7 protein-coding genes and 1 tRNA gene are annotated in these 11924 nt (G+C 67.6%); 5 read left to right on the forward strand and 3 right to left on the reverse strand.

What is annotated here, in order from left to right; translation table 11 throughout:
* Window position 1 precedes the first annotated feature (1 nt).
* A complete protein-coding gene (locus ENSA5_RS07185) occupies window positions 2-583 on the forward strand; it encodes a D-alanyl-D-alanine carboxypeptidase family protein (RefSeq protein ID WP_181197468.1) in 582 nt (193 codons plus the stop codon).
* A gap of 2 nt (window positions 584-585) precedes the next feature.
* Here ENSA5_RS07185 and ENSA5_RS07190 read toward each other — a convergent pair whose 3' ends face one another.
* On the reverse strand, window positions 586-2445 hold the full coding sequence (locus ENSA5_RS07190) for a M61 family metallopeptidase (RefSeq protein ID WP_106390891.1): 1860 nt from the start codon (window positions 2443-2445) through the stop codon (window positions 586-588).
* A 71-nt stretch (window positions 2446-2516) separates the two neighbouring features.
* Here ENSA5_RS07190 and pyk point away from each other — a divergent pair, with 71 nt between their 5' ends.
* From pyk to ENSA5_RS07205, 3 genes are all read left to right on the forward strand, one after another.
* Entirely contained in the window at window positions 2517-3980 is a 1464-nt protein-coding gene (pyk, locus tag ENSA5_RS07195; protein WP_106390892.1) for a pyruvate kinase, read from the forward strand.
* A gap of 46 nt (window positions 3981-4026) precedes the next feature.
* Window positions 4027-4108: transfer RNA gene (locus ENSA5_RS07200), tRNA-Leu, on the forward strand.
* 815 nt (window positions 4109-4923) lie between these two features.
* Window positions 4924-7272: an ATP-dependent nuclease gene (locus ENSA5_RS07205; RefSeq protein WP_106390893.1), complete on the forward strand. Its 2349-nt coding sequence runs from the start codon at window positions 4924-4926 to the stop codon at window positions 7270-7272.
* A 270-nt stretch (window positions 7273-7542) separates the two neighbouring features.
* On the opposite strand, the gene ENSA5_RS07210 is transcribed toward ENSA5_RS07205, so the two are convergent.
* Window positions 7543-9474, reverse strand: coding sequence for a methyl-accepting chemotaxis protein (locus ENSA5_RS07210; RefSeq protein ID WP_106390894.1), 1932 nt, complete (start codon window positions 9472-9474; stop codon window positions 7543-7545).
* 35 nt (window positions 9475-9509) lie between these two features.
* Window positions 9510-10739: a cytochrome P450 gene (locus ENSA5_RS07215; RefSeq protein WP_106390895.1), complete on the reverse strand. Its 1230-nt coding sequence runs from the start codon at window positions 10737-10739 to the stop codon at window positions 9510-9512.
* Between the two features lie 250 nt (window positions 10740-10989).
* Between ENSA5_RS07215 and ENSA5_RS07220 the strand changes: the two genes are divergently transcribed.
* Window positions 10990-11895 carry a phosphatase PAP2 family protein gene (locus tag ENSA5_RS07220; RefSeq protein WP_181197469.1) on the forward strand — a complete coding sequence of 302 codons (906 nt, stop codon included), beginning with the start codon at window positions 10990-10992 and terminating at the stop codon, window positions 11893-11895.
* The last annotated feature ends 29 nt before the right edge of the window (window positions 11896-11924 follow it).

The following is an 11924-nucleotide window of genomic DNA, read 5'->3' on the forward strand; positions in this document are numbered from 1 at the left end:
GGTGAGCTACGAGGAGAAGCGGGTTCGGGTCAAAAATTACGGGGTGCTGGGGGGCAAATCGCCGCTGCTGGTGGACGTCCCTGGGACCGGGGGCAAGGCCCGGCGTCTGCACGTGCTCGCGGCCGCGGGCCTGGCCGAGATCACCTGGGCCGTCGGCCGGAACCTCGGCATCAGGCTGCAGATCGCGTCGGGCTGGCGCAGGCATCGGTGGACCTCGCGGGAGCACTACGAGACCTTCGTGACCGAGAAGTACGGCTCGGTTCGCGCGGGCAGGAAGTGGCTGGCCTACGACTCGCCGCACGAGACCGGGCTGGCGATCGACATCGGCGTCGGCGGGCTCGTGCCCAACCGCAAGACCCGGGACGAACAGCGCGAGACCCCTTTGCACAAGTGGCTCGTGGACAACGCCCACCGCTTTGGCTGGCACCCCTACAAGGCCGAGCCGTGGCACTGGGAGTTTCCGATCTCCAAGCGCGCGTGGGAAAGCGGCGAGGCCGATGACGAGGCGATCGAGGTCGACGCTGGCGACGACGACGGCGACGGCGACGACCCCTGCGTCGAGGACGAGTTCGAGGAGGTGTGAGCTCAGCGGTCGAGGTGCTCGAGCAGCCACAGCTGGCGGACGCGGCCGAGCTCGAGGTCGTCGACCCTCTCATCGGGCTTGGCGCAGGTGAAGCGACGGTGGGGGCTCTTGGCCGTGGTCAGCTCGCGCTGCTCGAGGCGATCGCGGCGGAACAGGCTGAGCTCGGCCGTGGCCCCGACGCCGAGGTCGGCGAGCCGCGAGTTGGCCTCGCCGACGTCGTCGACCCGGGCTCCGTCGACCGCGATGAGCTCGTCGCCGTGCATCACGCCCGCGACCGCCGCGGGTGACCCCGGCTCGATCGCGGCGACCGTTCGGTGCCCGCTCATGCCCGACCAGACCGCCTGGCGGCCCTCGGCGAGCTCGGCCTCGACCACGAAGCCGGCCTGCTCGAGCAGCTCGGGCAGCGGCAGCTCCTCGGTCCCGTAGACGTAGCGGTCGAAGAACCAGCGCATGTCCTCGCCGGCCTCGGCGGACGCCGCGGCGACGATGTCGTCGATCGTGATCGCCGCCTGGCCCGTGCTCGGATCGCGCAGCGCCCACAGCCGCCGAAACAGGCCCTCGATCGATCCGCCGGTATGGTTGGCGCGGCCGCGCAGGCGCAGGCTCAGATCGAGGCACACCCCGATCAGGTTGCCCTTCTCGTAGTAGCTGACGGTCGTCTCGCTGTGGTTGGCCTCGGGCTGGTAGGACTTGATCCAGGCCTCGCGCGAGAGCGACGCGATCGGCGTCAGGTTGCGCCCGGGCTTGCGCAGGTAGGCGGTCCAAGCCGCCGAGAGCTGACCCAGATACTGCTCCGACGTGATCAGCCCGGCCCGCAGCAGCGCGCGGGTCTCGAGGGTCTCGGTGAAGCCCTCGTGAAACCACAGCAGCTCGGTGTAGGTCTCGCGGGCGTAGTCGAAGGGCCCGAGCAGCTCGTCGTGGATCCGCTTGACGTTCCACAGGTGGAAGAACTCGTGGGCGACCAGGCGCTGGAGCCGGGCGTAGCCGCTCGCGCGTGAGAAGATCCACGGGTCGACGATCAGCGCGGTGCTGTCGTGGTGCTCGAGCCCGCCGCCGCCGGCCGCGTCGCCGACCATCAAGAAGGAGTAGCGATCGAAGGGCAGCCCGTTGAGTATCCGCGCGTACGCGCGCACGATCTGCTCGGTGTCGGCCGCGATCCGGTCGATGTTGGCGTTGGAGCCGGCCGGGGCCACGTACACGAACTCGAGCGCCTTGCCCGCGACCGAGAACTCGCGGACCTCGCCCTCGCCGAGCAGCAGCGGGCTGTCGATGAGCTCGTCGTAGCTGCTCGCGGTGTAGCGCTTGTTGGCCCGGGGCAGGGCTGTGTGGACCGGCCAGGTCGGCGGCAGCTCGAGCTCGAGCTCGGCCGCCCGCGCGGTCTCGCCGACCACGTACATGAACACGCCCGAGCCGTTGAGCAGCGCGAAGCGATCGTCGACGTAGGAGGTCCGGACGCTGAGCTCGTCGGCGAACACGCGGTAGTCGAGGGCGAAGCCCGCGCCCGCGTTGGCGACCGACCAGGTCTGCTTGTCGACGCGCTCGACGGCCAGCGCTGCGCCAGGCCCGTCGCTGGCGAGGGCTCGGGCCTCGACCCCGTACACGTTCTTGCCGAACTCCCGGATCAAGTACGAGCCCGGCGTCCACGCGGGCATTGCGACCTCGGTCTGCCTGGCGCGGGCGTCGGCGACCTCGACGTGGACGTGGACGTAGCGGGTCGCGGGCTCTGGGATCGACAGGCGGTAGGAGACGGGCTCGGTTGGCTCGCGACGGGGTTTGGCGGCGTCGCTGACACGGGGGAGTGACAACCCCGCGACGGCCAGGGCGGCGAGCACCACGAGGCGGCGGAGCTGTCGTGGGACCATCGGGCGCAGTCTATGCTCCCGCGCACGCTCTCGTAACCCGGTTTGGCCTCCGCTGTGTCAAACTCCCGGCGATGGAGCAACGACGCGCGAAAATCCTCGGGACCCTCGGGCCGGCCAGCAACACCGACGAGATGATCGGCGCGCTCCTCGACGCCGGCGTGGACGCCGTGCGCCTCAACATGTCCCACGGGACTCACGACGACCACACGCTGGTCTACAACCGCGTCCGCGAGCAGTCGAGCATGCGGCGCAAGCCCGTCGCCGTGCTCGGTGATCTGCAGGGGCCCAAGATCCGCGTGGGCAAGATCCCCGAGCCCGGTATGGAGCTCGCGGTCGACGACGAGCTCGTGTTCATCGCCGACCCCGACGCCCCGATCGAGCCTGGCCGCGTGACGATCGACTACGTCAAGCTCGCGGCCGAGGCCCAGGTTGGCGAGCGCGTGCTCATGGACGACGGCGCGCTCGAGGCCCGGATCACCAAGATCGAGGGCAACGAGGTCCACACCAAGGTCGTGACCGGCGGCCTGCTCAAGGCGCGCAAGGGCGTCAATTTGCCCGACTCCCAGCTCGAGCTGCCCTCGCTGACCGAGAAGGACAAGCTCGATCTGCGCTTCGCCCTCGAGCTCGGCGTCGACATGATCGCGCTCTCCTTCGTGCGCAGGCCCGAGGACCTCGAGCTGTGCCGGACCTTGATGAAGGAGTACGGCCGCGAGGTCCCGCTCGTGGCCAAGATCGAGAAGCCCGAGGCCGTCCAGCCCGAGACCTTGCCCGCGATCATCGACGTCGCCAACGGGATCATGATCGCCCGCGGCGACCTCGGCGTGGAGATGGGCCCCGAGGAGGTCCCGCTGATCCAAAAGCAGCTGATCAAGCTCAGCAACGAGCGCGGCAAGCTGGTCATCACCGCCACGCAGATGCTCGACTCGATGATCCGCAACCCCCGGCCCACGCGCGCCGAGGCGTCCGACGTGGCCAACGCGATCCTCGACGGGACCGACGCCGTGATGCTCTCGGGCGAGACCGCCGCCGGGAAGTATCCGATCGAGTCGGTTAAGACCATGGACCGGATCGTCCGCCGGATCGAGCAGACCGAGACCTACTGGCTCGACCCGCCCCAGGACATGCAGCTCGGGCACACGACCAACGCCGTCGCTCGCGCCGCCGTGATCAGCTCGCGGAGCCTGCCGGACTGCAAGGGGATCATCTGCTACACGGGCAGCGGGGGGATCGCGCGGCTGGTCAGCGACTACCGGCCGAAGGTGCCCGTGTACGCGTTCACGAACCAGCCCGCGACCTTTCAGAGCCTGGCGCTGTACTGGGGGGTGATCCCGATCCGGTTCCAGACCTCGTCGCCGAGCGGGGAGTCGATCTTCATCGATCTCGACCACGCCGCGCTGGAGCGGGGGATGTTTCAGCGCGGGGATCGCGTGGTCATCGCGCTTGGCTGGCCGCTGAAGGCTCATACGTCGGTGAATTTGCTCAAGCTGCACAAGATCGGAGAGACCTTGCGCGGGGCGGGAGGCGGTGATATCTAGCCCGTCCTGCTCGGGCCGCTGGCCAGGGTGGGAGCGCCAAAAGCCCGCGAAGGTGGCGGAATTGGTAGACGCGCTAGACTAAGGATCTAGTGTCGCAAGACGTGGGGGTTCAAGTCCCCCCCTTCGCACGAAGAAGACGCCGCCAGGACTGCTCCTGGCGGCGTTTTCGCGTTTGGGAGCCAACTGCAAAACGCTGATCGCGCAGTTGGTCGCTTTTCCTCTGTCCGAGCTCCGCTGTGAGAGCCGCTTGCAGCTCCTCCAGACGGGGATCACGATCGGCAACGCGGTGTTGCCGCTGCTGATGGATTGATGGAGGACCCAAGCCCGAGATGGTCGTGGTTGCCAAGTGGGCGAAGGAGCACCCCGAAGCAGGCGTAGCTCGAGCAGGCCCGGTGGAAGCGGAATCGCCGGGCCGCTGAGACGCTGCGGGTGTCCGCGCGCGTGCAGGGGCTCGGTCACGGCGAGGGGCCGTGGGTGCACGGGGGAGGTCGTGCACGTGCGCGGTGCGGGGTTCGGGCTCGACCATGATTGCTGATCGTCGGGGCGATGCTGACCCGGGACGGGCAGAAGTCGACGACGGGGTTGGAGTTGGTGCTCTCGGCGACGTATCAGCGGCGCCCGGTGCCCGCTCTTCGGCGGAGGCAGGGTGGGTGAGCGAAGGGGGGAGCAGCCGGACTAGGTGTGCGAGTTCGAAGACACGGAGTTCTGGAACGACGAGTCTCAGTTCGATCCAGACGCGCCGAGCGAGGACGTCTCGGCTAGGTGGGACGAGTAATCTGAGGCGGCAGCGGCGGATGAAGGCCTCCGAACAACATACGCATCTCGAAGCCGAAGACGTCATCACCGCTTGCAGGCCCCGGTGTGCTCGCGTAGGCTACACCTCTGTCACCCTGAAGGTATCGCTGTGGGTAGCCTTGGTAAAATCACGTTGTCAATTGGCGCGATGGGCAAAGCGAACGAGGAGCCGCTGAGCTTCACCGTTCGGCCTATCAACCTCATTGTCGGCCCTAACAACGCAGGCAAGAGCTTGTTCTTGCGCGAGCTGTCAGGAATCAATCCCCGGCGAGAGCGCGGCCGAACTCATATTCGGCCTCAAACGTCCTTCCACCACGTCAAGTCCACGAAGATTGTTGCGGTCGTCGAGTGGTCTGCAGAGCGAGTCGCCGAAGACCGGCGGCAGATCATCGAGGCGGTGCTTGGGGGTGAGGACAAAGAAGCGTTCGACTGGGCCTCAGGGATCCCTGTGCGGCCGTGGGATGACTTGCTGCCCGCTCTCGAGCGGGCCTCGGAGGCCTTGGTGGCGCAGCGGATTCAGGTGGTGTCCACGATTTGGGAGGGAGCCGTCGAGTTCTTGCCAAAGGAACTGAGCGCACTTCTGCCCAAATCGCTCGAAATGGAGGGCGACGGTGCAGAACCGATGTTAGAGGCGGTGTTGGGGCTGGGGGTATTCGGGCTCGTGATTGGTAAAAGTTCCATTCATGAACAGGCGAGTCTTGACGAGGAGGCCGAACTCCGCGATGGGCAGCCATTCGATGATGACGTACCTGAGCCAAGCGCTGAAGTCGTCGTGCTTCCGGCTGCTCTCAAACGGCTGGAAGGTGTCTTGCGGGGCTACTGGGAGGCCTGCGTCGAGATCGTGGGTAGCCTAGGGATCCCCGAGCCCGGCGTCTCGTTCGGTGAACTGTCGGACCTTCGAGTGCTCGGGGGCCTCCTCCATTCAAAGCTCGGCGAAATGTCAGTGTTTGGCACTGCGTTCGCTGACGTCCTTGGTCGCGAATTCGGGGCATCACCGTCGCCCGCAGTGGACCTCGCGGGGTTGGAGAGGGCTCTCAAACTCGTCGACGTCTTCGTGGACCCCTCTCGCCTGCGGAGTTTGGCCTCCTGCTTGGAGAAGATCGAGCGCGACTACAGTTGGTCAAACCCCAAGGTCCGTCGCGAGTTCTCGGGACAGGTTCTCTATCTCGACGGGCTTACCCGGTTGGCGATGACGGCCCAAGGAAAGCTGTCGCCGTACGACAAGGAAGCGGGGGACGGGGCGCCCGTGTTGGAGTTGCTCAAGTCTGAGCACAACAGGAAGCTCTTGCGTACTGTTGTCGCCGAGGTTCTCGGAGCGCACCTGGTCATCGACATGGTCAGTCAGGCGCCCAAGGTGCTGTGGAAGCTGTCTCCGGAAGCGCCGCCAGACGGCCTCGAGGCCCGCTACGAGCAGGAAACGCAGGACTTTGTCAGCCGAGCGATCGACCTCGACGAGCGCTCCGATGGCATCCACGCGATCGTAGGGATGTTCGCGGCGATGTTCGCCAAGGCAGCGAGTGTCGTGCTCATTGACGAACCCGAGGCTTTCTTACACCCGCCGCTCATTCGGAAATTTGCACGCCAACTCGCGGAAATTGCCAAAAACAACGACTTTCAGTTTTTTGTAGCGACCCATAGCCCTGAACTGCTCGCGGGCTTCGCCCCAAATGCTCAGGACATCAATATCCTGCGGCTGAGCTATGATGACCGTGGGGAGGCGCCCGTGGCCACGGCCCGCCTGCTGCACCGAAACGCGCTCCGGCGCCTCGCCCTCGACCCCTTGCTGCGTAGCGAGTCTGCCCTCTCGGCCTTGTTCTGCGAGGGCGCAGTAGTCTGCGAGGCTCCGGCGGACCGGACCCTCTATCAGGAGGTCAACGAGCGCCTGGTCTTGTACGGCGAGCCGGGGGACGGTCTGGAAAGCTGTGCGTTCCTCAACGCGCAGAACTGGCAGACGGTGGGCCGCATGATTCGGCCCCTACGAGAGATGAGTGTCGCGGCCGCGACAGTGTTGGATGCGGACGTCTTGTTCGGCAAAGATCTGACAAGGGTGCTCGAAGCGGCGCAGATTCCCAAGGCGATTCGCAAGACCTTGCTGCAACTGCGCGGGGACTTCAAGACGAGCGTGCGCGACCGCGTGGCCCAAGCTCAGGGGCTCGACGACGACGCGCGGGACAAAATCAAGCTCAAGCACGATCTGATCACCGACCTGACCGGCGACGAACGCGAGACCTTCGAGCACCTGATCGACGTGTTTGGGCAGTACGGCGTGTTCATCGTCCCACTGGGAGAGTTGGAGTGCTGGTTGACGCCTTTGGGGCTGACCCCGAACACCGACAAGAAGCGCAAGTGGTTGGAGGAGGCCCTCGAGCGCCTGGGCTGGGACCCTGACCTTGAAGGCTACGTCAAACCCCAGGCCGGCGACGTTTGGGACTTCATGCGCCGGGTTGCGGCCTGGATAGCCGACCCCCAGCGCAAGGGGACGGCTCCGGCGGACTGAGTGACGTGGTACGCGACCGTGTTGGCGTATCAAGAGAGCCGACACAAGCGTTGCAGTGCTGTCCCCACACAGCACATCCGCGAACTCGAGCACGACAAAGTCCTCCGCTGGCTCCGTGAGCTCTGGCACCTACCCTCGCAAGCTCGTCAACCTCTCGCCACGGAGCACATCGCCCAGGCCCTCAAGGGGGAGCGCACTGCTCCGGTCGGCTCATCGCACATCCTTCACGCTGCGCGATCGAGGGTGGGCCTGAGCGCGTCCGCGCCGGCATCAACCCCCCCGCAACTCGAACGATCTCGTCAACCGCTCCAGCGAATCCGCGTGGGCCCGCAGCCCCTCCGCCTGGGCCCGCGTCTGCGTCGTCGCCGTCGAAGCCGTCGCCGCCGACTCCACGACCCCGTGCACGGCCTCCACGAGCAGCTCGGTGCTCCGACCCTGGCGGCGCGTCTCTTGCGAGATCTTCCGCGCCGCCTTGGCGGTGTTCTCGGCCAGCTCCCGACTGCGCTCCGTCGCCGCCTCCGTGCTCGCGCCTGCGACCCGGATGCCCGCGAGCTGCTCGCTCACGTCGGTCACGGTGCCCGTCACGCGCTCGGCGAGCCGTCGCATCTCGGCGGCGACCAACGCGAAGCCGCGCCCGGCGTCTCCGGCTCGCACGGCCTCGAGCGAGCCGTTGAGCGCGAGGAGGTCGCTGCGCTGGGCGATCTCGCCGATCTGATCGAGGAGCTCGGCGACCCCCGCGGCCTGGCTGCTGAACTCGGTGATGCGCTGGACCATCGCGTCGGTGTTGGTCCGCGTCTGCTCGGCGTCCTCGAGCACGCCCCTCGCGGTGTTCGTGATCGACTCGGCCGAGTGGGCCAGCGAGCTCACGGTCGCCCCGACCTCGCGCAGGCTCGTCGCCTGCCGCCCGCTCGCGTCCTCGAGCTCCTGAACCCGGGCCTGGATCGAGGTGGCGGCGGTCCCGACCTCGAGCGCCGTCGAGCGGATCTGGACCACGGCCTCGTCGAGGTTGGCGAGCATCGCTCGAAAGCCGTCCTGGAGATCGCCGGGGCGCTCGAGCTCCACGCGCAGGTCACCCTTGGCGACCTTGTCCACGGCCTCGGCGAGCTCCTCGAAGACGTCGAGCATGTGGTTGAAGTTGGCGGCGACGTCACCGACCTCGTCGTTTTGAAGCGCGCCGACGCGGCCCCGAGTCCGCAGCGCTCCGGTCCTGGCGATCTGCCGCGTGGCCTCGTCGAGCTGCCGCAGCGGGATCGTGACCACGCGGGCCAGCGTCACCGCAGCGAGCAGGGCGGGGACCATCGCCAGGACACAGGTGATCAGCAGCTCGATCGCGTTGCGCCAGCTGTCGTCTTCAAAGCTCTCGGTGCTCAGGACCCAGCGACCATCCCCGAGGGGCGCCGCGGCCATGACCTGGCCGGTGTCGGTGTCGTAGGCGACGACGGGTTCGTCGCTGGCCAGCTCGCGCAGCGGCGCGGGCAGATCGTCGAGGGCCAGCAGATCGCTGGTCGCGGTCCGGTCGAGGCCGCCAGCGATCCGCGAGGCGTCGAGCTCGGCGAGGCGCTGCTGCTCGGCGAGGGACAGCGCGCGCTGACCCTCGACGCGGGTCCACGACACCATCCCGCCGAGGCCGATGACGGCCGCACTCGCGAGGCTGACGAACATGAGCACGAGGCCGCCTGCGAGGGGCCTTCGAGTCCGAGGGGCGCGCAGCGATCGCTCGACCACGTCGCGCGCGACGGCGGCCTGGACGTCGAAGAGTGCGTTGCGCAAGGCAGGGATCACGAGGGCCGGAAGAGCCAGGACGACCGAGCTGCCCGACAGCACGGCGGTCGCCTGCTGGGCGGCGGTGATCTGCGAGCCAGACGAGAGCAGGGCCGAGAAGGCCTGGGCCAAGACCCAGCCGAGCGCGAGCGCGCCGACGAAGTGCGTCGTCAGCCGCTGGAGCGCGTTGTCGGCGGCGAGCACGGTCTCGTCGTCGAGTTCGCCCTGGTCCGTCTGTCGCTGCCAGGCGCGGACCGGGCCGAGCAGCGCGCGGAGGTGGACGATCCAGACGACGGCGCGCAGGGTCATCAGCGCGGCCATCGATCCGGGCTCGGCGAACTCGTAGGTCTGCGTCCACGGCCAGAACACGGAGACTGCCAGCCCGAGGTCGACGGCGGCGACCCACACGAGTGGGCGAAGGAAGGGGTCTTTACTCTTCATTCACTCACCCAATCGAGCGTATCAGATTCGCTCGCTCAGTGAGGATGAATCGTCAGATAGAGCGGCGTCGTGGGCCGCAGCGTGGACGCGGGCTGGGGCCGCAGCTCGAGCTTGGGATCGACAGAAAAACGCCAGCGTTTCAGCAGGTCCCGCAGCGCGACGCGGGCCGTGAGCTCGGCGAGCGGCCGGCCAACGCAGTTTCGTGGGCCAAAGCCAAAGGGGTAGTAGGCGCCGCGGGGCAAGCTGGCCTCGAAGCCGCCGACGAAGCGCTCGGGGCAAAATTGGTCGGGCGCGTCAAAGTAGCGAGGGTCCCGGTGCGAGACGAAGGGGCTGAGGTAGAGGGTCGAGCGCTTCGGAATCGCGTAACCGCCGAGCTCGAGCTCGGTCGTGGTCTCACGATCGAACAGCCACGCGGGCGGGTAGAGGCGGAGCGACTCGAGCAGCACGCGATTGAGGAGGGCGTCGCTCTCGTCGTCGCGCAGGCGCTCGCCGAGCTCGGGGTCGCGCGCGATCAGCCACAGGGTCCAGGTCAGCCACTTGGCGGTGGTCTCGTGACCGGCAAAATACAATGTCGCGATGTGATCGCGGATCTCGGCGGGGGCGAGGCCGAGCGCGAGCAACTTTGTGGCGAGGCTGTCACTGGGTGAAGTCTCGAGGTGCTTGGCGATCGCGTGGTCGAAGACCTCGATCGCCGCTCGCTCGGCGCGGCGGCGGGCCGTCGGCAACCAGTTGGGCAGAGGCATGGATCGAAAGCGCTGGGCCATGGACTCGCCGAAGCGCTCCATGGCGCGCTGCAAGCTGGCGTCGGTCCCGCCGCGGGCCCCCTCGCCCTCGCCAAACAGCAATTGGGCGATGATCAGGAGTGAGAGCCTGGTCATCGTGCCCTCGATCTCGACGGCCTGACCGTCGCGCCAGCTCCTTGTCGCGGCCGTGGTCGCGGCCTCGATCGCCGGGCTCAGGGCCGCGACGACGGACCCACGAAACGCGGGCTGAATCGCGCGCCGCTGCTGCCGATGGAGCTCGCCCTCGGCGAGCACGAGGCCCTGACCGAGAAACTTGCCGACCATCTTGTTGGTCATCGCGCTCTTTTGCATCTCCGCGGCGCGCGAGACGAGGACCTCGAAGATGAGCTCGGGATGGTTGACGAGCCATATCTTCACGCCGGGGGCCGGACGCAACAAGACCAGATCCCCGAGCCGAGCGGCGTCGAGCAGGTAGCCGAGGAAGTCGCGGCGGAGCGCCCTTAGCTGGGCCCACGCACCCATGCCTGGCTCTGGAGGTCGCGCTGTGGTCACGAGCTGTTAAGCGATATTCGCTTGCACCCTAGGCCTGAATCAAGCGCTGCGCGCTCGACTCAGGCCTACTCGTCTTCAAGGGGCCTTTCAAAAAGGCCCCTCGCTTCGGCGGCGAAGCCCCCTCCGCTCACCCCAAACGCTCGCCTTGCGGCTCGTACTAGCCCTAAATTCAGCGCTTGATTTAGGCATGGGCGCTGGGACATTCTAACGATTCGTGTGGTTGACCGTCCAGAGCTTCGTCGTGGCGGCCGTGCTCGCACAGGCGCCGACGGGGTCGAGCGAGGGCCCAGACGAAGCTCCAAATGAAGAACCGGTCGCGGACTTGGAGCCGGTCCACCCTGCCAACGCCCGCTGGGCTGTCGATGGGCCGATTGCGCTGGGGTCACTGGCGGTCGGGTTCACGATGCAGCTGTGGGTCACCAAGCAGCTCCCGCTCGATCCGCTGCCAACAAGGCCCGCGCTCGGGGGCTTCGATCGCAGCGTCCACGCTCGCTACAGCAAGCGCGCCAGCTTGGGCGCGGAGGTCCTCCAGATCTCTGGGGGCCTGCTGCCATTTTTGGTCCACACGATCGAGGCGGCTCCCCATCGCGGTCGGGTCCTGGCTCGGCTCAGCCGCGATTTTTTGATCTACGAAGAGGCCGCGGGGCTCACCCTGCTCACCGGTGAGATCATCAAGTACGCGGCTCGACGGCCGCGCCCGCTGGCCTACGCCAACCCCGACGACTACAGCGGAGCGGAGCGCGAGGCCCTGATCGAGGCCCAGGCCGACCCCGCCAGTCGGCAGTCCTTCGTCTCGAGCCACACGGCGCTCATGGTCGCGGCGGCCGTCGCGAGCTCGACCTTGCTGACGATCAAGCTGCGAGGTCGGGGCACAAAGGGCGCGAAGGCAGCGATCGCCCTGACCTGGATCGGCGCGAGCGGGATCGCGGTTGGGACCGCGGCGCTGGTCCTGGTCGGGGGCCAGGCCTATCCGAGCGACGTCATCGCGGGCGCGAGCCTGGGCGCCGCGTTCGGCGCGGCCGTGCCCCTGGCTCACCTTCGGCCCAAGAAGCCCGGCCGCGCCACCGTTCGGCTCGGGCCGCTGTACGGGCCGACGCGGGGCGCTGCGATCATGGGCAGGTTTTGAGGCGACTCGTCCCCCGAGTCCCCCCGACC

Origin of the sequence: Enhygromyxa salina (assembly GCF_002994615.1) — a bacterium.
Taxonomy (GTDB): Bacteria; Myxococcota_A; Polyangia; order Nannocystales; family Nannocystaceae; genus Plesiocystis; species Plesiocystis salina_A.

Coding starts and splice junctions, on each gene's coding strand:
- ENSA5_RS07190 (WP_106390891.1), bottom strand. CDS start 2,445: ATGGTCCCACGACAGCTCCGCCGCCTCGTGGTGCTCGCCGCCCTGGCC.
- pyk (WP_106390892.1), top strand. CDS start 2,517: ATGGAGCAACGACGCGCGAAAATCCTCGGGACCCTCGGGCCGGCCAGC.
- ENSA5_RS07205 (WP_106390893.1), top strand. CDS start 4,924: ATGGGCAAAGCGAACGAGGAGCCGCTGAGCTTCACCGTTCGGCCTATC.
- ENSA5_RS07210 (WP_106390894.1), bottom strand. CDS start 9,474: ATGAAGAGTAAAGACCCCTTCCTTCGCCCACTCGTGTGGGTCGCCGCC.
- ENSA5_RS07215 (WP_106390895.1), bottom strand. CDS start 10,739: ATGGGTGCGTGGGCCCAGCTAAGGGCGCTCCGCCGCGACTTCCTCGGC.